The sequence below is a fragment of the Blastochloris sulfoviridis genome (assembly GCF_008630065.1).
GTDB classification, from domain to species: Bacteria; Pseudomonadota; Alphaproteobacteria; order Rhizobiales; family Xanthobacteraceae; genus Blastochloris; species Blastochloris sulfoviridis.
This window is the reverse complement of sequence record NZ_VWPL01000001.1, coordinates 203,334-221,883: the sequence shown is the minus strand read 5'-3', so window position 1 is coordinate 221,883 and position 18,550 is coordinate 203,334. Positions and strand designations below refer to the sequence as shown.

Sequence of the window (18,550 nt, the reverse complement as noted above, 5' to 3'; positions counted from 1 at the left end):
CGCCGCCCCCTCCCCCCCCCCCCCGGGGGGGCGGGGGGCCCCCCCCCCCCCCCCCGCCCCCCGCGCCGGGGGGGCGGCCTCTCCTCGAACCCGCTCGGTTTTACCCCTCACCCGCCTCGCGATCTTTCGATCGCTCGGCACCCTCTCCCACAAGGGGAGAGGGAAGAACCGGCACCCTCTCCCACAAGAGCCTGCGCCCGGACGCGCGCAAGCGCGGTCCGGGTGGGAGAGGGAAGAACCGGCACCCTATCCTGCACGAGAAGGACAGCCTCAAGCCATGTCGCGGATTGCCTATGTCAACGGCCTCTATTTGCCGCACGCGGAGGCCGGCGTTCATATCGAGGATCGCGGTTTCCAGTTCGCCGACGGCGTCTATGAGGTCTGCGAGATCCTCGGCGGCCATCTGGTCGACGAGACCCGCCACATCGACCGTCTTCTCCGCTCGCTCGGCGAGCTGCGCATGGCGATGCCGATGAGCCGGGCCGCGCTCGGCGTGGTGATGCGCGAGGTGGTACGCCGCAACCGGGTGCGCGACGGCGTGGTCTATGTCCAGGTGACGCGCGGCGTGGCGCGGCGCGACTTCCTGTTCCCCGCCGGCGTGGCGCCGACGCTTGTCGTCACCGCCCGCCCGGCCGACCGGGCAAAGACCGAGATGACCGCCGCGACCGGCATTTCGGTGATCACGCTGCCCGAGAACCGCTGGGAGCGGGTGGACATCAAGACGGTGGGGCTGCTGCCGAACTGCCTGGCCAAGGAGGCGGCCAAGGCCGCCGGTGCCCGCGAGGCGTGGTACGTCGACCGCGACGGCTTCATCACCGAGGGCGGCTCGTCGAACGCCTGGATCGTCTCGGCCGGCGGCGCGCTGATCACCCGCCCGGCCGAGTTCGGCATCCTGCGCGGCATCACCCGCACCGTCACCCTGGAGGTGGCCCGGCGGCTGAACCTCACGGTCGAGGAGCGGCCGTTCGCGCGCGAAGAAGCCTATGCCGCGGTGGAGGCGTTCGGCACCTCCGCCTCGCTCGGGGTGATGCCGGTGGTGCGCCTCGACGGGCGCGTGGTCGGCGACGGCAAGCCGGGGCGCGCGGCCCGCGCGCTGCGGGCGGAATTCCACAAGGTTGCCGAAATCGCGCCGTGACCGGGAAGACAAATTGCGGCACAAGGCGACCGGAAGGCGCTCACCGTCTTGCGTGCAAGGGCCGGTTTGGCCTCTAATGTCGGCGTCCACCTCTTCGGCGCAGCCGTAACTGCACCGTGCTCTGCGGGGCAAAATAATAACCGGTTCGTCGCAGTCGAATCGACAGATAATGGACCAAGAAATGCCGGCCGAACGCGCACAGAATTTGCAAGATACGTTTCTGAATCACGTCCGCAAGAACAAGGTTCCACTCACCATTTTTCTTGTGAATGGCGTCAAGTTGCAGGGTGTGGTGACGTGGTTTGATAATTTCTGCGTGCTGTTGCGGCGGGATGGGCATTCGCAGCTTGTCTACAAGCACGCGATCTCGACCATCATGCCGGCGCAGCCCGTCCAGTTGTTCGAAGCGGCCGATGACGCAGGCACGACAGAGAAGGAATAATTGACCTCCAGCGACGAGACGCGCCGGGATACCCACGGTGTTGCCCGCGATACACGGCAGGCGCCGACGCGGGCAGCCGTGCTTGTGCCCCACCGCACCCGCGACCGGAGCCCTGTTGGGGCGTCGGCGCGCACGCCCGAGGCCCGGCTCGACGAGGCCGTGGGCCTGGCCGCCGCCATCGACCTCAATGTCGTCGTCGCCACGCTGGTGCCGCTGGCCGAGATTCGCCCGGCGACCTTCCTCGGCAAGGGCAAGGTCGAGGAGCTTGCCGCCATCGTCGAGGCCGAAGGGGTCGATCTGGCCTATGTCGACGCGGCGCTGTCGCCGGTCCAGCAGCGCAATCTGGAACGGGCGTGGAAGACCAAGGTCATCGACCGCACCGCGCTGATTCTCGAAATCTTCGGCCGCAGGGCGCGCACCCGCGAGGGCACGCTGCAGGTGGAGCTGGCCCACCTCAACTACCAGAAGAGCCGGCTGGTGCGCTCGTGGACCCATCTGGAGCGCCAGCGCGGCGGCTTCGGCTTCCTCGGCGGCCCGGGCGAGACCCAGATCGAGACCGACCGCCGGCTGATCGGCGAGCGAATCACCGCCATCGAGCGCGAGCTGGAACAGGTGACGCGCACCCGCTCGCTCCACAGGAAGAGCCGCGAGCGCGTGCCGTTCCCGGTGGTGGCGCTGGTCGGCTACACCAATGCCGGCAAGTCGACCCTGTTCAACCGGCTGACGCGTGCCGAGGTGTTTGCCGAGAACCTGCTGTTCGCCACGCTCGACCCGACGCTGCGCGCGCTCGCGCTGCCGCACGGCACCCGCATCATCCTGTCCGACACCGTGGGCTTCATCTCCGAGCTGCCGACCACGCTGGTGGCGGCGTTCCGCGCCACGCTGGAGGAGGTGATCGAGGCCGACCTGATCCTGCACGTGCGCGACGTCGCCCACCTCGACACGGCGGCCCAGGCGGCGGACGTGGCAAAGGTGCTGGGCGAACTCGGCATCGATGCGGACGACCACGCCCGCATTCTGGAAGTGTGGAACAAGGTCGATCTGCTGGACGAGGGCGCGCGCGCCCAGACCGAGGCCGAGGTGGAACGCCGGCCGGACGACCAGCGCCCGGCGCTGGTGTCGGCGCTGAGCGGGGATGGCGTCGACGCGCTGCTCGATCAGGTTGAAGCGCGCATCACCGCCGGCCGCATCACCCGCACGCTGGCGCTGGCGCCCGAGGACGGCGAGGGATTGGCCTGGCTCTACCGGCATGCCGATGTCATCGCCCGGACCGGCGATGAAAATACCGGCCGGATTTTGGTGACGGTGCGAGTGCCGAGCGAGCGGCTGGAGGAGATCGACCGGCGCTATCGGGTTGAAGGTTTCCATCATAAGTAAGCGCGCGAACTGTCGAGCGGCATATTCATAATCCCTATTTCAACCACATTTCGTAAAACCAAAATAAAAGGATCACATACAGCTCCTATCGCTATTGCGGCCGGCGTTTTTCCGAAAACGGTAATTTGCCGGCATATGATTTACTGGAGCATTCGATATGAAAAACTGGAAATCCTGCCTGATGGCGACCGTCGCCGTCACCTGCTTCGGCGCGGTCGAGTCGGCCAACGCCCAAGTGATCTATGGCGGCGGCGCCACCTTCCCCGCGCCCCTCTATCGTCAGCTGTTCGACTGCGTGACGGTGCGCGCCGACCTGCCGAGCCCGATGGCCTATGCGGCGGGCTGCCCCATCCAGAACCCGCCCTATCCGTATCTGATGCTCTACGCCCCGGTGGGCTCGAGCAAGGGCAAGAAGGCGCTGGCCATGCACGACGCCAGCCAGCTCGGCACGCCTTCCTCCTCGAACACCGTTCCCTACAAGTCGAGCAGGCAGCCGACTCCGGGCCAGTTCCCCTATCCGAGCTTCCACTTCGCCGGCAGCGACGATCCGTGGCTGGCGACGGACCAGGCCCTCTATGAGACCAATGGCGGGCTGGCGAACTATGGCCGGATCATCCAGATCCCGGCCGTCATCGGCCCCGTGACGATCGCCTTCAACGGCAAGGACGGCGCCGGCAACGCGCTGAACATCACCAATCCCACCCCGACCGGCGGCACCAGCGGCCTCAATCTGTCGCGCAAGGCCATGTGCGGCATCTTCTCGGGCCACATCACCCAGTGGGACAACCCGATCCTGACCGCCGACAATGGCGGCACCGCGCTCGGCACCGGGCCGATCACCGTGGTTCACCGCGCCGAAGGCAGCGGCACCAACTTCCTCATGACCAGCGCGCTCGCCGCCCAGTGCGGCAGCGAGTTCGGCCCGACCAACGAGTCGAACCCGGCCCTCACCCTCTACGAGTTCCCGTGGTCCGATAACACCGTGGCGGCCTCCCAGTGCCCGGCGCTGCCCTATCGCGGCAGCAACAAGAACAACTGGCCGGATGCCGGCGCTGTCGACCAGTGCAGCGCTGCGATCTCCAACCCGGGCGGCGGCACCTTCGTCGCCGGCCAGGGCAACAGCGGCGTCGTCGCGGCGATCGCCTCCACCAACGGCGCGATCGGCTACTCGACCTCCGACTATGTGAAGCCGGTCGTTCCGACCGGTCTGGCGACCGCCAACCTCCAGAGCGAGGCGGACCTCGGCAGCACCACCTGGACCCCGCCGACCGCGGCTGCCGCCGCGATCGGCATGCAGTCGGCGTCGCCGGTGTTCACCGCCGCGACCCGCACCAACCCGCTGAACTGGAGCCTCCAGGCGGTGGCCGCGAACCCGAAGCTGTCGGGCGCCTATCCGCTCGTCGGCTTCTCGTTCTTCGACCTCTATCAGTGCTACGCGAGCGCCACCAACGCCTCGGTGATCAAGCAGTACCTGCAGTGGCACTACTCCAGCGGCGCGGCCAGCGCCGTCATCCAGGCCAACGGCTTCGCCCTCCCGCCGCAGAACTGGCTCATGGAGATCCAGGCGCTGGCGTTCGGCGCCGACGGCATCAATGTCGGCGGCAGCGGCAACTGCGCCGGCAAGCCGGGCGCCTGATACGGCGAACATGAAACGTGTGCACCCGGCTTTGCCGGGTGCACATCCGTTTGAAGACAGGGCTTGTGTTTGAAGGCAGACCTTGTGTTTGAAGGCAGACCTTGCCGTGCGCGGGCCGGGAACACCGATGACCACGGACACGTTCGATGTGAAATCCGGCCAAGGGGCCGGCGTTTCGCCTGCCACGTCGGCATCGCCGCCGCTTGAGCGCGCACGCGGCGCCGCGGTGCCGGTCATCGCGTTTGCTGCCGCTGGCGTCAGCATCGCCGCGTTGCCGGGGCTCGCCGGCTGGCTCGGCGCCGGCCTGGCGGCGATCATGGTGGCGATCGCCGCCATCGACGCGCGCCGCTTCATCATTCCCGATTCGCTCAACGCTGCGGCGCTGCTGCTCGGCCTCGGTCATGCGGCCGCCGCCGCCAGTGCGATGGGTGACGATGGGGTGCAGGCGCTGGCCGCGGCGGCGCTGCGCGGCGGCGTGCTTGCGGCGATGTTTTTCGTACTGCGCGAAATCCATCTGCGGCTGCGCGGCCGCGAGGGGCTCGGCCTCGGCGACGTCAAGCTGGCGGCGGTGGCCGGCGTCTGGCTCGGCTGGCTCGTCATGCCGCTTGCCGTCGAGATCGCCGCGCTGTCGGCGCTCGCCGCCTATGCGGTGCGCTATGCCATGCTCCGCCGTCGCGGCCTGCGCCGCCGGCTGCGCCCGACCGGCCGGCTGCCGTTCGGCCTGTTCTTCGCGCCGGCGATCTGGCTCGGCTGGCTGCTGGAGGCGGTCCTGTATGTCGTCTGAAGCATTCTCCACAACAGTGAATGCCGGCCTACCAAAGAAAATGCGCCAAGTCGAAATCCTATAGCGGCTGTCTGATCAATGGGATTGGCAGACGCTCTCATATGAACCTACTTAATAACTGTGAGCGAATTTGGAGTGTCTGCCATGTCGGAAGTGTTGAACTTTGAGGCGGCCTACAAGAAACTGTGCGACGTAATCAATTCATGGGAAGAGAATTGTCAGCAATTATCAATACTTGAAGCGGGCGGGGGTTCGCTGTCAAATGTGACTTTCAACAAGCCGAACAGCATCACGGTGATCGACATATCGCGGGAGCAGCTTGAAAATAACAAATATGCCGACCATAAGATTCACGGGGACCTGCATACTGTTGCGATTCCGCAAGCTGAATATGACGCGGTGGTCTGCTATGATGTCATCGAGCACCTCGATAATCCCCGGATTGTCCTGGTGAAGCTGATCGGCAGCCTCAAGCGCGGTGGAATTATAATATTGGCCGCGCCAAAGAGAGATTCCCTGTCGGGTCTAATTACCGCATACACGCCGCACTGGTTTCATGTGTGGGTGCATCGTAACCTGTTCAAGAATCTCAACGCCGGAAAACCAGGTTACCCGCCATTTCGAACTGTCTTCGATCCGCTCATTGCGCCAGACAATCTGTCGGCAATGCTTCAAGGCGTTGGAGCGCAAATCCTCCTGAACTGCTCTTACGAGAGTTCACGTCGAGAGCATTTGAGACACAAGAGCCCGGTTTTCGGCGGGTTGTTTGACTTGACGATTACTGTTGGGAATCTGGTGACAGGAAGACGGCTTGAGGAAGGTGATTTCTTCCTCATCGCCCAGAAAGTGTAATACCAACGGCCCCAGACGCTGACGCGTGGGGCTGTTGACTCTCGCGGATTTTCTCATCCGAAATCAAGGGTTTCGCGAAAATCCGCGACCGGAACCAACGGTCCGCGGTCGCGGCTGTTATTTTAATACCATTTTCGGCTCATCCCTTCGGGATGCCGGATGGGACGATGGTGGGATCAAGGGTGCCCGCCGAGCCACGCGATGGGTGACCACGTGGTGCCGGCGGTGGCCTCGGCTCGGCGGCGCTGCCGGTGGTCTACTGAAGCGGGTCGATCGCAATGGCGCCCGGAGGAGGCGGCGGCAGGCTCGGGCCGCGCTGGCGCTCGGTCCATTCCAGCGCCAGCCATTGCGCCTCGGCGATCTGGCCCAGCGTCATCTTCGAGGCCACCGCATCGCGCAGCCGCTGGAAATATTCGCGGTTGCGCGGCGTGGCGCCGGCCGTGGCGAGGTTCAGCCATTTGTGGGCGGCGACCGTGTCGATCGGCACGCCGAGGCCCTTGTCGTACATCAGGCCGAGCAGATACTGCGCCCGCGTCTCGCCCTGTTCGGCGGCGAGCCGATACCAGTAGACCGCGGCGTCATAGGCCTGCGGCACGCCCTGGCCGGTGGCGAACATGAAGCCGAGTATCGCCTGGGCGCGGGCATTGCCGCGCTCGGCCAGCGTGGTGAACACCCGCGCCGCCTTGGCATAGTCGCCGCGCGCATAGGCGGCGCGGCCGGAAGCGAGGCTGTCGGCACGGGCCGGCGGCGATGCGGCGAGCAGGGTGGCGCCGAGCGCCAGCAGCGCCAGCAAGGGCCGCCCTCGACGCATGCGCGCTTGCCGTTGCGTGCCTTCATCCATGCCGGCCGTCATCCGCATCGCTTGCGCATCCCAATCAGCGGTAGTTCGGCAGAAGCGGCGTGCCCGCTCCGACCGCGCCGATGGTGCCGCGCAGCTTGGTGCGCAGCTCCTCGGCGACATAATGGGCGTCGACGCTGTCGCGGATGATCTGCGGCCGGATGAAGATGATCAGCTCGGTGCGGTTGATCGTCTTGCCGGTCTGCGAGAACGCCTCGCCGATCAGCGGGATCTGGTCGAGGATCGGCACGCCGTCGCGCACGCCCGATTGGCGCTCGCTGATCAGCCCGGCGAGCAGCACGGTCTGGCCGCTGGCCACCGAGATCGAGCTGCGCACCTTGCGCTGCGACACGGTCGGCGTCAGCGTGCTCGATGAGCTCGACGACGAGGACGACGACGACCCCGTCGAGGTGTTGGCGACGTTGCTGATCTCCTGCTCGATGTCGAGCCGCACGGTGCCGTTGGCATTGATGCGCGGCACCACGCGCAGGATGACGCCGGTGTTGCGATAGTCGATGGTGTTGACCACCGTGTTGGAGGTGGTGAGCACGGTGGCGCTGCCGGTCGACACCGGCACCTCGTCGCCCACCTGCAGCGTCGCCACCTCATTGTCGATCACCACCACCGAGGGGTTCGACAGCACCTTGACGTCGGTCACCGAATGCAGCGCATCGAGGATCATGTTCGGCTGCGATTCCGGGCCGACCAGGAAGTTGAAGCCGGGCAGCGCGCGGTTGATGAACGTCTTGGTGACGGTGGCGGCGGCGGTGTTGAGCACCGAGCCGCGGTCCGCCGGCAGGCCGAGATTCTTGCTGGTGAGGAAGAACTGCACGCCATAGGTCAGGTTGTCGTTGAGCGTCACCTCGGCGATGGTGGCGTCGATGCCCACCTGGAGCTGCGGCCGGTCGATCTGGCGCAGCGTCCGCTCGATGATGGTGTAGTTCTCCTGGTTGGCATAGATCAGCAGCGCATTGTTGACCGGATCGGCGGTGATGCGCACGTTCTGCATGATCGGCGTGCCGCCGCCGCCGGACGACACCGCGGAGGTGAGGCCGAGCCCGCCCTGGCTGGCGCCGCCGGACAGCGACGCGCCGCCACCGGCGTCGCCGCTGCCGCTCTGCGAGCGCCCGCCGAGGCCGCTGGAGGACGACTGGCCGCTGTTGCCGGCCGACAGGCGGCTGATGCTCGAACTCGAGCCGCTGCTTGAGCCCGAGCTTGAGCCCAGGCTGGAGCTGGAGGAGGCGCCCGAGCCCGGCGCGAGCTGGTTGCTGGCGCTGTCGAGCGAGTTCGACGCCGACGATCCGCCGCCGCCCACGAACATCTCGTTGAGCAGGCGCGCCACGTGGCGGGCCTCGCCGTATTTCAGGGTGTAGACGCGCACGCCGGCCCGCGCGGTGTCGGCCTCGTCGAGGCGGCGGATCCACGTCTCGACCGTCCTCAGCACCTCGGGCTTGCGCGTCACCGCCAGCACCGCGTTCATGCGGGCGATGGATTGGAACTTGACCACGTTCTGGCTCAGGCCGCCTTCGCCCGAGTCCAGGATCTTCTCCATCTCGCTGATGATCGGCTCGGGATTGCTGTTGCGGATCGGGAAGATGCCGACCGACTGGCCGCGCATCCAGTCGGCATCGAAGCTCAGCGCCAGATCGATGGCGTTGCGCCGCTCGCTGCCGGTGCCCTGGATGATGATCAGGTTGCGGCCGGGCTCGGCCCGCACCATGCCGGGCTTGGTGGCGAAGCTGTCGATCAGCTTCAGCAGCGTCTGCGCCGAGACATATTGCAGCGGCACCACCGAGAGGCCGTAGCCCGGCTCGGCCCGCCCCGGGGCATCGACGCCGCCGGCGCCGACCGCCTCGGCCTGCGGCATCAGCCGATAGCCGGACGGGTCGCGCACCAGCGCGACGCCGCTCAGCCGCAGCGCGTTCTCCAGCACGAAGGCGATGTCGGATTTCGCCACCGGCCGGCCGGAGGCCATGCTCACCGTGCCCTGCACGCGCGGATCGATGGTGTAGCCGACGCTGAGAATGTCGCCGAGCACGACCTTGGCCACCGACGCCACCGGCGTGTTCTCGAAATTGAGGTCGTAGCGCTGGCCGTCGGCGGATGACTGGGCCTGCGCCGGCGTGGCGAGCGCGGCGTTCTCGTCGCCGATATAGACAGCCGTCGCGACGCGCTTGCCGGTTGAGGGCTCGTTCTGCTGAACCTGGGAAGGAAAGCGCGGCCATAGGTCGATCGCCCGGACCTTGTCGAACACGTCCGGTTCGCGCCCGTCATCGGGGCCGAGCGGCACCGCATTGCAGGCTGCAAGCAGCGTCGCGCAGATTGCGGAACACACGACAAGCAATCCGCATCGACGCGCCGGGTCTCGGCGGATTGGCTGTCCCACCTGTCTCACCTGTTCGACTTCAACGCTGACACGAGCCCGCACGTCGCCGCGCGAACCCCAGGCTTGAAGGCTTTTAGCCGCGGAATGTGACAGGTGTATTGGCGTTGCGTGCGGACGCGGTCGCTGCGGATGGTGATGCCATTTCCGCTTCCGAGACGTCAGCTCGAAACAGCCACTGGTCGTGCGCCGCGCTCTTCCCCTCTCCCCTTGTGGGAGAGGGTGGCGAGCGATCGTCAGATCGCGAGGCGGGTGAGGGGTGAAATCACTGCGTTTGAAGAAACCCCTCACCCGGCTCGACCTCGCTTCGTTCGGTCTCGGCACCCTCTCCCGCAAGGGGAGAGGGAAGAAGAAGCCGATCCATCCATCCGAAGGCCACATGACAGGGCCTGCCAAGTCGCGGCAGCGACACGAGCATAAGTCGCGGCAGCGACACGAGCATAAGTCGCGGCAGCGACACGAGCATAAGTCGCGGCAGCGACACGAGCATAAGTCGCGGCAGCGTCACAAATCCAATAAGGAGCCGGTGATAGAAGGGGCACGGTTGCCGCCTTGAGGCCGGCAGTCTGGCGGCTGGCAGTGCGGTCTCGGAACGCGCCCATCTCGGAACACGCTCATGGTCAATGTGCGCGCGGGCGATTTCGCGGCCCACCTTCACAGCAGGATCGGCCACCGTCCGCCCGCCAGCATGCAGCAGGAGGCGTCGGGCGCGACCGGCGGGCGCAGCCTGCGCAAGCTGTGGGAGGCGAGCGAGCTGTCGGCGTCCGACTTCGCCGACGAGGTGGCCGCCTACTTTGACCTGCCGCGGCTGGCGCTGCCCGATCTCCTGGCGGCGCGCCCGCTCGTCCAGCAGTTCTCGCGCCGCTTCCTGCGCGAGGTGATGATCTATCCGTTCGCGGGGCCGGGCGACGCCGCCACCGTCGCGCTCGCCGATCCCACCGACACGGCGGCCATCCGCGCCGCCACCATTGTGCTGGGCGAGGGGCTGGCGATCCGCATCGCCAGCTTCGAGGACATCACCACCGCGCTGGAGCAGCGCCTGGGCGAGGAGCAGGCAGGGCCGGCTGCCGAAGGCGCAGCAAGCGGTCCGGCGCACGAGGACGACATCGACTCCTTGCGCGATCTCGCCAGCGGCGCGCCGGTGGTGCGCGCGGTCAACGATCTGTTCGAGACCGCGGTGGAGCTGCGCGCCAGCGACATCCACATCGAGCCCGGGCGCAACGCTTTGGTGATCCGCATGCGCGTCGACGGCCTGCTGCGCACGGTGCCGACGCCGGCCGGCGCGCTGCCGCAGGCGGTCATCTCGCGCATCAAGATCCTGTCCGGCCTCAACATCGCCGAGCGGCGCCTGCCGCAGGACGGCGGCGCCCGCGTGCGGCTGTCGCGCGGCGAGCTCGACATGCGCATCGCCATCATGCCCACCCAGCACGGCGAGTCCGCGGTCATCCGCCTGCTGTCCAAGGAGCGCGGCCTGCTGGCGATCGAGAAGCTCGGCTTCCTGGAGCGCGACGACGCCATCCTGCGGCGGCTCTTGACGCTGCCGCACGGCATGATCGTCGTCACTGGTCCCACCGGCAGCGGCAAGACGACGACGCTCGCCACCGTGCTGTCGATCCTCAACGAGCCGACGCGCAAGATTCTCACCATCGAGGATCCGGTGGAATACGAGATCGCCGGCATCAATCAGACGCAGGCAAAGCCGGCGATCGGGCTGACCTTCGCCGCCGCGCTGCGCTCCTTCGTGCGCCAGGATCCGGACGTCATCATGGTCGGCGAGGTGCGTGACTCCGAGACCGCGCACATCGCCGTGCACGCCGCGCTCACCGGCCATCTGGTGCTCACCACGCTGCACACCGAGACGGCGGCGGCCGCCGTGCCGCGCCTGCTCGATCTCGGCGTCGAGGCCTTCCTGCTGCGCTCCACCTTGCGCGCGGTGATCGCGCAGCGGCTGGTGCGCCAGCTCTGCGAGCGCTGCAAGGCGCCGCGCGCGCTGACCGAGGCCGACATCGCCGCCGACCCGCGCTACGCCGCGCTGGGGCTCGCGGCCGGCGAGACCATCTTCGAGCCGGCCGGCTGCGAGCGCTGCGGCGGCACCGGCTATCGCGGCCGGCTCGGCGTGTTCGAAATCCTCGAAATGACCGAGGAGGTGCGAAACCTCGTCGATTCTGCCTCCGACTGGGCGGCGATCGACAAGGTGGCGATCCGAAACGGCATGACGACGATGATCGACGACGGCCTCGCCAAGTGCCGCGCCGGCCTGACCTCGCCGGCCGAGGTGCTGCGCGTGACCACGGTGCGCTGACCATGCCGAACTTCCGCTACCGCGCGCTGACCCAGACCGGCGAGATCGTCACCGGCTCGATCGCCGCACCCAGCGTGGCGGAAGTCTCCCACCGCATCGAATATCTCGGCCTCGTGCCGATCGAGACCGCGCCGGAGGACGGCTCGGCGGCCTTGTCGTCGTTCTCGCTGGCGATGTTCTCGCGGCCCAAGGCCGAGGACGTGACGATCTTCACCCGCGACCTTGCGCTGCTGCTCAAGGCCGGGGCGCGGCTCGACGACGGGCTCGACCTCCTCGCCAACGACATGGATGTCGGCCGGCTGCGGCCGACCGTGGTCAAGATCCGCGCCGCCATCCTGGGCGGCGAGAGCTTCGCCGAGGCGCTCGGCCGCCATCCGCATCTGTTCACGCCGATGTATGTGGCGCTGGTGCGGGTCGGCGAGATGTCGGGCACGCTCGATCACGTGCTGGAGATGCTGGGCAACGAGCGCGTGCGCGCCGAGGCGCTGCGCCGCAAGCTCACCGACGCGCTGCATTATCCGGCCTTCGTGCTGCTGGCGGCGGGCGGCGTGCTGATCTTCTTCGTCGTCGCCGTGCTGCCGCAGTTCTCGTCGGTGCTGCACGACTTCAACGCCAAGACCGATCCGGTGATCGAGACCTTTCTCGCGCTGTCCGATCTCTTGCGCGGCCACGGGCTGGAGATCGCGGTTACGGCGGCGGCGCTGGTCATCGGCGCCTGGCTCGCCTGGCGGCGGCCGGCCATTCGCGCAGGTGTCGTGTCGGAGGTGGCGCGGATGCCGGGGGTGGCGACGGTGTTCAGCTTCCACCGCACGGCGCTGTTCTGCCGCAACCTCGGCATCCTGCTCGGCAGCGGCGTCACGCTGACGGCGACGCTGCGCATCCTGGTCGACATCATGGCGGTGACCGGCAGCCTCGACGTGTGGACGGCGATGGCCGACCGGGTGCGCCACGGCGGCAAGCTGTCGGATGCGCTGGCGGTCAGCGCCATCCTGCCGCCGATGGCGGTGCGCATGCTGCGGCTCGGCGAGGAGACCGGGCAGCTTCCGGTGCTGGCCGGCCGCGTCGCCGATTTCTACGAGGCCAAGCTGCAGCGCCATCTCGACAAGATCGTCGGCATCATCGGGCCGCTGGCCATCGTCGTCATCAGCATCGTGGTGGGCGGCCTGATCGTGTCGGTGATGACGGCGCTGTTGTCGGTCAGTCAAATCGTGGGATGAGTGGGAGACGGGTGACGATGAAGCTGCGGGTGGGAAACCTTGAGGCGAACGGCGCCGCGCGGCGTGGCGGCCGGCGGCGGAGACTCCATGGCCAGCGCGGCTTCACGCTGGTCGAGATGCTGGTGGTGATCACCATCATCGGCATGATCATGGCCCTGGTCGGCCCGCGGGTGCTCAACTATCTGAGCGACTCCAAGATGAAGGCCGCCAAGATCCAGATCCAGAGCTTTTCGAGCGCGCTCGATCTCTTCTATCTCGACGTCGGCCGCTACCCGTCGAGCGCCGAGGGCCTCACCGCGCTGGTGCGCCCGGATGGCGGCGCGGGCGGGTGGAACGGCCCCTATCTCAAGGGCGGCACCGTCCCCAACGATCCGTGGGGGAATTCCTATGTCTACAGATCGCCGGGCGAACGCAGCGCCTATGAGGTGCGCTCCTTGGGCGCCGACGGGCAGGAGGGCGGCGCGGGGTCCGCGGCCGATATCTCGTCGTCGTCGAACTAGATGCGCGAGGGGCGACGCCGGCTTCACGCTGATCGAGATGGTGTGCGTCATCGCCATGGTGGCGCTGCTGGCGGCGATCCTGGTGCCGCGGGTGCCGCGCGGCACCTCGCAGCCGCGGCTGGAGGCCTACGCGCTGGAGGCGGCGGCGCTGCTCAAGGCCGACCGCACCGCCGCCATCCGGCATCGCCGGCATGTGGCGGCACAGGTCGATGCCACCGGCCGCACGGTGATCTCCGGATCGAGCGGCCGCATTCTCCGCCTGCCGGAGGACGTGGCGTTCGAGGCGCTGCTGCCGCAGACCTGCGAGGGCCGGCCGGCACTGTCGACGATCAGCTTCTTTTCCAGCGGCATGTCGTGCGGCGGGGTCATCCGGCTGATGCGGTTCGGCAACGGCTTCGACGTGCGGGTCAACTGGCTGACGGGAGGCATCGACATTGTCGCGCGCGGTGGGCGCTAAAGCATTCCCCGCAAAAGTGGGAACCGGTTTTGCGACAGAGAATGCGACAAACGAGGAACCGAGAGCGTCCGGCCGTTCCAACCGGATCGTCGGATGCTCGAAGCGGAGAGGCGAGGGCGGCTTCACCATGATCGAGGCCGTGGCGGCGCTCGCGCTGGTGACGGTGTCGCTGGCGGCGATCGGCTCGCTCGTCGCCTCGGCGGCGACCAGCACGCGCACGCTGGAGCAGCACGTGGCGCTGGTCGAGACCGCGCGCCTCGTTGCCGCCACCGCGCTGGGCCGCGCGGATCTGGCGCGCAGCGACCTTGGCGGCGAGGTTGGCCGCTATCGCTGGCGCATCGATACGTCGCCCTATTTCGGCGGCGGCAGCCAGCACGTCGCCAACTCTCCTTGGGCTCCGCAGCGCGTGGTGCTGCGGGTGCGCGCACCCTCGGGCGCGGTGCTGGCGGTCGAGACGGTGCGGCTGGTGGCGAGGCCCGGCCAATGACCCGCCCGCGCAATGCCAGCGAAGCCGGCTTCACGCTGTTCGAGGCGCTGGTGGCGATGGCGCTGATGGGGCTGATCATGGGCGCGCTCGCCGCCATCACCGCCGAGTGGCTGCCGAACTGGAACCGCGGGATGGCGCGCATCCAGCGCAACGAGCAGGTGGCGGTGGCGCTCGACCGGCTGGCCGCCGACCTCGCCGCCGCCCAGCATGTGGCGCCCAACCGCCAGCACGTGCAGCCGCTGTTCGTGGGAGGCGAGCTGTCGGTGATCTTCGTGCGCACGGCGATCGGCCCGAACACCCGGCCGGGCCTGGAGTTCGTGCGCATCGCCGAGACGGCGGACAAGCTCGGCCGGGCGCTGGTGCGCACGCGCGCGCCCTTCGTGCCGCTGCCGGCCGGCACCAATTCGCTGGACCGCATCCCGTTCGCCGACCCGGTGGTGCTGCTGCGCGCGCCGTTCCGCGTGGTGTTCGCCTATGCCGGGCCGGAGGGCGGCTGGCGCAACGTCTGGCACGAGAAGATGGGCAGCCTGCCCTTGGCGGTGCGCTTCACCGTGCGCGATGCGGGGACCGAACGGGTGCTCGACGTGTCGACGGCGACGCTGGTGCATGTGCAGGCGGGCGCGCCCGAGCCGGAGCCGCCGGAGGAGCCGGCGGTTCCGCCCGGGACGCAGCCGCAGGGCGGCGCGCCGGCCGGACGGCGGGGCCGCTGACCATGCGCCGCGCCCGCCGCTCAATCCCGGCTTCGGCCCGCAACGGCTTCATCATCGTCGCCGCGCTGTGGATCATCGCCGCGCTCGCCACGCTGGCCTCGGTCTATGCCGTCTATGTGGCGCGCTCGGCGGTGGCGCTCGGCGTCAATGACGAGCGGGTGCAGACCGACGAGCTGATCACCGCCGCGCTGGAGCTTGCGTCCTACCAGATGTCGTCGCCTTCGCCGGTCGGGCGCCCGACCAAGGGGGCGTTCCGCTTCCGGCTTGCCGGCGCCGAGATCGCGGTCGAGTTCATGTCGGAGGCGGCGCGCATCGACCTCAATGCGGCGCGCAAGACGATGATCGCCGGGCTGTTCGCCACGCTCGGCGCCAAGCCGGATGCGGCCGTCGCCTATGCCGAGCGGGTGGTGGGCTGGCGGACGCCGCCCAAGCCCGATGCGCCCGACGCCGAGGCGTCGCTCTACCGCGCCGCCGGCCTGCCGTATGGGCCGCGCGGCGCGCCGTTCGACCATGTCGCCGAGCTGTGGCTGGTGCACGGCCTGCCGCCGGCCTTGGTGGAACGGGCGCTGCCCTTCGTCACGGTCTATAGCGGCCAGAGCGACGTCAACGTGCTGGATGCGCCGCCCGAGGTGATCGCCGCGCTGCCGGGCATGACGCCGGCCCGGCTCGACGCCTTCCTGCGCCAGCGCGACCGGCTGGCGTCGGCGCCGCAATTCGTCGCCGGGGCGCTGGGCGGCAACCAGCTCGGCGCCGGCACCCGCGGCAGTTCGGCGGTGCGCGTGCGCGTCGGCATCACGCTGGCGAGCGGCCGCCGCACGGTGTCCGACGTCGTCATCCAGCAGGGTGGCGTGACGAATCCGTACCAGATCCTGTCCTGGCAGGACGACGTCGATCCGATGACCGGCGCGCCGCCCAGCCCGGTGGAGGGAAGATGAGATGAGCAGCTTTGCCACCCTGAGGGCGGTCTATGCGGCGTGGATCGACGCGGTGGCGTGCACCGCCGACGCGGCGCTGGCGCGCTACGAGACGCACCGCCGGGTGCGCATGGTCGAGGAGGAGGACGGCAGCTTCGCGCTCCGCCTCGCCGATCCGGACCCTGGCTGGCGCGGGCGCGAGCGCCAGGATCGACGCAAGGACGGCGACACGTCCGCGCCGCTGCCCGACCATCGCCTGCGCCTCACCGGCGAAGGCGTGGAGGACACCTTGCCGCCCGCATGGTCGGCGGCGCTGCGCGGCAGCCGGGTGGAGCTGGTGCTGCGCCCCTCGCGCTTCCTGTTCTGCCCGCTCGAACTGCCCAAGCGCGCCGGCGAGTTCCTCGACGGCATCGTGCGCGCCCAGATTGACCGGCTGACGCCGTGGAGCCCGACGGATGCGGCCTATCACTGGACGCGCCCGCGCGAGCAGGCCGGCGAGCGCATCACGCTGACCGTGGTGGCGACCGCCCGCGCCGTGGTGGCGCCGCTGGCCCAGGCGGTCGCCGGTCTCGGCGCCGCCGCCGTCGCCGTCTCGACCGACGGGCCGGAGGGCGATGCAGTGACGGTCTACGAGACGCGCGCGCACGGCGCCGACCGGCGCGACCGTGTGCGAAGCGGGCTGCATGTCGCGTTTGTGGCCTGCGGCCTCGCCGCCCTGGTGACGATGACCGCGGCCGGCTTCGTCGCCGATCATTATGACGCGCAGACGCAGCAGCTTCAGCAGCGCATCGCCGAGCGGCGGGCGGCGATCCGCGCCGGCCAGGGCGGCGGCAGCTCGGCCCAGGGTCTCCTGGAGCGGCGCAAGCACGCCACGCCCGCCAGCGTGATGGCGCTTGAGGCGCTGTCGGCGCTGCTGCCCGACCACACCTACGCCACCGAGCTGCGCATCGAGGACGACCGGCTGCAGATCGTCGGCATCACCCGCGATGCGCCCTCGCTGATCCAGATCCTGGAGCAGTCGCCGCATTTCGGCCGGGCGACGTTCTTCGCGCCCACCACGCGGGCCGAGAACGACCCCGGCGAGCGCTTCCACGTCGAGGCGCGCATGCGGCCGCACTTCAAGCTGGAGCCGTGACGCATGCCGATGCACACCTTGAGGGACAAGCCATCATGAGCGCGCCCCGCTTCGAGAGCCTTCCCGCACGCTTTCCCGTCGCCGCCGCCGCGCTCTATGCGGCGGTGCTCGTGGCCTTCGCGGTCATGGCGCTCGACAGCGCGGTCGATGCGGCGGCGCGGCGCGGCGCGGCGCTGGATGCGGCCGACATCCTCGGCCAGCTTGAGGGCCGCAGCCCCAAGCGGACGCTCAGCGCCGCCGACCCCGCGGTCGCCGCCGGCTCGCCCTTCGTCGAGGGATCGAGCCTGTCGGTCGCCGGCGCGGCGCTGCTGCAGCGGGTGGCCGGCGCGATCACCCGGGCCGGCGGCCACGTGATGTCGTCGCAGGTCGACCTGCAGGGCCCGCAATCGAAGGCGGGGTTCATCACCGTGACGGCAAGCTGTGAGATCAAGCCGGCGGCGCTGCAGCCGCTTCTCTACGATGTGGAGGCCGGCATGCCGTTCCTGTTCGTCGAACAGCTTGTGGTGCAGGCCCCGGCGGGCGCGGCCGCCACGCCGGAGGGCAGGATGCGGGTGCTGCTGGCGGTCTCCGGGCAATGGCAGGGGGCGAAATGACACGGCATCGCATGGCACGCCGCCTCGCCGTCCTGGTGGCCGGGCTCCTCGCGGCACTGGGTGCCGAAGCCCCGGCCGCGACCGGCCCGTTCGGCGCCGCGCCGCGCGAGACGCAGTTCGAGGCGCCCCGGCCCGCCGCGCCGCTGGTGTCGGCCGCTCCGGCGCCGGCCGAGCGCGCGCCGGAGGGCAACCCGTTGTGGGCGGTGCCGCTCAGCCGGCTGTCGGCGACGCGCGAGCGCCCGCTGTTCGCACCGACCCGCCGCGCGCCGCCGCCCGCGGTGGCCGCGACGCCCCGGCCCGCCGCGCCGCCCCCGCCCCCGCCGCCGCCCAAGCCGGCCGAACCCGACCGGCCGCAATTGTCGCTGGTCGGCACGGTGGCCGGCGAGGACGAGGGGATCGGCGTGTTCGTGGATCCGGCGACCAAGGCCGTGCTGCGGCTCAAGACCGGCGAGACCCACAAGGGCTGGACCTTGCGCGCCGTGCTGCGGCGCGAGGCACGGTTCGAGAAGGGGCGCGAGACCGCGGTGCTGTCGCTGCCGGCGCCGGCCGCGAAAGCGGGGGCTGCGGCGGCGCCGGCCACGGCTGCGCCGGCGTTCGTTCCGGCGGGGCAGGGGGCGCCGCCCGGCAATCCCTTCGGCGCGCCGCCGCCGGGCAGTCCGTTCGGCGCGCCGCCGGCCTCGCCGCCAGCCTCGCCGCCTCCTGCGCCGCCTCGGCGCTGAGCGCGCAGTCACATCTGCAATAAAAGCGACACACGGCTGTCAGTAAACGCTCCGTAAACTCGGCCCCGC

The 18,550-nt window shown here is 69.2% G+C and carries 18 protein-coding genes; 16 read left to right on the top strand and 2 right to left on the bottom strand.

Translation table 11 applies throughout. From position 1 onward, the window contains the following. Positions 1 to 277: 277 nt before the first annotated feature. From F1193_RS01015 to F1193_RS00990, 6 genes are all read left to right on the top strand, one after another. Positions 278 to 1,135, top strand: coding sequence for a D-amino-acid transaminase (locus tag F1193_RS01015; protein WP_150095805.1), 858 nt, complete (start codon positions 278 to 280; stop codon positions 1,133 to 1,135). A gap of 181 nt (positions 1,136 to 1,316) precedes the next feature. Next, positions 1,317 to 1,577, top strand: coding sequence for an RNA chaperone Hfq (gene hfq, locus F1193_RS01010; protein ID WP_150095818.1), 261 nt, complete (start codon positions 1,317 to 1,319; stop codon positions 1,575 to 1,577). After that, the gene (gene hflX, locus F1193_RS01005; RefSeq protein ID WP_425457189.1) at positions 1,578 to 2,954 is read left to right on the top strand and encodes a GTPase HflX; all 1,377 of its coding nucleotides are present in this window, start codon (positions 1,578 to 1,580) and stop codon (positions 2,952 to 2,954) included. 157 nt (positions 2,955 to 3,111) lie between these two features. Then, a complete protein-coding gene (locus F1193_RS01000; protein WP_150095803.1) occupies positions 3,112 to 4,590 on the top strand; it encodes a substrate-binding domain-containing protein in 1,479 nt (492 codons plus the stop codon). 127 nt (positions 4,591 to 4,717) lie between these two features. Beyond that, complete coding sequence (locus tag F1193_RS00995) at positions 4,718 to 5,374, top strand: prepilin peptidase (protein WP_150095802.1); 657 nt, start codon at positions 4,718 to 4,720, stop codon at positions 5,372 to 5,374. A 144-nt stretch (positions 5,375 to 5,518) separates the two neighbouring features. Continuing rightward, positions 5,519 to 6,226, top strand: a complete 708-nt coding sequence (locus F1193_RS00990; RefSeq protein ID WP_150095801.1) for a class I SAM-dependent methyltransferase — start codon at positions 5,519 to 5,521, stop codon at positions 6,224 to 6,226. 256 nt (positions 6,227 to 6,482) lie between these two features. On the opposite strand, the gene F1193_RS00985 is transcribed toward F1193_RS00990, so the two are convergent. Together F1193_RS00985 and gspD are read right to left on the bottom strand one after the other, a co-directional pair. Continuing rightward, complete coding sequence (locus F1193_RS00985) at positions 6,483 to 7,037, bottom strand: tetratricopeptide repeat protein (protein ID WP_150095800.1); 555 nt, start codon at positions 7,035 to 7,037, stop codon at positions 6,483 to 6,485. Between the two features lie 64 nt (positions 7,038 to 7,101). Then, on the bottom strand, positions 7,102 to 9,399 hold the full coding sequence (gene gspD, locus F1193_RS00980) for a type II secretion system secretin GspD (RefSeq protein ID WP_246164049.1): 2,298 nt from the start codon (positions 9,397 to 9,399) through the stop codon (positions 7,102 to 7,104). Positions 9,400 to 10,063: 664 nt separating this feature from the next. On the opposite strand from gspD, the gene F1193_RS00975 reads away from it, so the two are divergent. The 10 genes from F1193_RS00975 (at position 10,064) to F1193_RS00930 (ending at position 18,481) form a co-directional block, all read left to right on the top strand. Next, positions 10,064 to 11,749, top strand: a complete 1,686-nt coding sequence (locus F1193_RS00975) for a GspE/PulE family protein (protein ID WP_150095798.1) — start codon at positions 10,064 to 10,066, stop codon at positions 11,747 to 11,749. A gap of 2 nt (positions 11,750 to 11,751) precedes the next feature. Beyond that, the gene (locus tag F1193_RS00970; protein ID WP_150095797.1) at positions 11,752 to 12,966 is read left to right on the top strand and encodes a type II secretion system F family protein; all 1,215 of its coding nucleotides are present in this window, start codon (positions 11,752 to 11,754) and stop codon (positions 12,964 to 12,966) included. A 17-nt stretch (positions 12,967 to 12,983) separates the two neighbouring features. Further along, a complete protein-coding gene (gene gspG / locus F1193_RS00965; RefSeq protein ID WP_246164048.1) occupies positions 12,984 to 13,466 on the top strand; it encodes a type II secretion system major pseudopilin GspG in 483 nt (160 codons plus the stop codon). Then, on the top strand, positions 13,387 to 13,923 hold the full coding sequence (locus tag F1193_RS00960) for a prepilin-type N-terminal cleavage/methylation domain-containing protein (RefSeq protein WP_150095795.1): 537 nt from the start codon (positions 13,387 to 13,389) through the stop codon (positions 13,921 to 13,923). Before gspG ends, F1193_RS00960 begins: the two co-directional genes overlap by 80 nt. A gap of 127 nt (positions 13,924 to 14,050) precedes the next feature. Continuing rightward, positions 14,051 to 14,410: a general secretion pathway protein GspI gene (locus F1193_RS00955; RefSeq protein ID WP_150095794.1), complete on the top strand. Its 360-nt coding sequence runs from the start codon at positions 14,051 to 14,053 to the stop codon at positions 14,408 to 14,410. Continuing rightward, the gene (locus F1193_RS00950; RefSeq protein WP_150095793.1) at positions 14,407 to 15,120 is read left to right on the top strand and encodes a PulJ/GspJ family protein; all 714 of its coding nucleotides are present in this window, start codon (positions 14,407 to 14,409) and stop codon (positions 15,118 to 15,120) included. The genes F1193_RS00955 and F1193_RS00950 overlap by 4 nt, the downstream gene beginning before the upstream one ends. Before the next feature lie 2 nt (positions 15,121 to 15,122). Further along, positions 15,123 to 16,055: a type II secretion system minor pseudopilin gene (locus tag F1193_RS00945; RefSeq protein ID WP_150095792.1), complete on the top strand. Its 933-nt coding sequence runs from the start codon at positions 15,123 to 15,125 to the stop codon at positions 16,053 to 16,055. A gap of 1 nt (position 16,056) precedes the next feature. Continuing rightward, positions 16,057 to 17,169 (top strand): PilN domain-containing protein, encoded by a 1,113-nt coding sequence (locus F1193_RS00940; RefSeq protein ID WP_150095791.1) that lies wholly within the window; start codon positions 16,057 to 16,059, stop codon positions 17,167 to 17,169. 35 nt (positions 17,170 to 17,204) lie between these two features. Continuing rightward, positions 17,205 to 17,762 carry a type II secretion system protein GspM gene (gene gspM / locus F1193_RS00935; protein WP_150095790.1) on the top strand — a complete coding sequence of 186 codons (558 nt, stop codon included), beginning with the start codon at positions 17,205 to 17,207 and terminating at the stop codon, positions 17,760 to 17,762. Positions 17,763 to 17,773: 11 nt separating this feature from the next. Then, positions 17,774 to 18,481 carry a hypothetical protein gene (locus F1193_RS00930; RefSeq protein ID WP_150095789.1) on the top strand — a complete coding sequence of 236 codons (708 nt, stop codon included), beginning with the start codon at positions 17,774 to 17,776 and terminating at the stop codon, positions 18,479 to 18,481. The last annotated feature ends 69 nt before the right edge of the window (positions 18,482 to 18,550 follow it).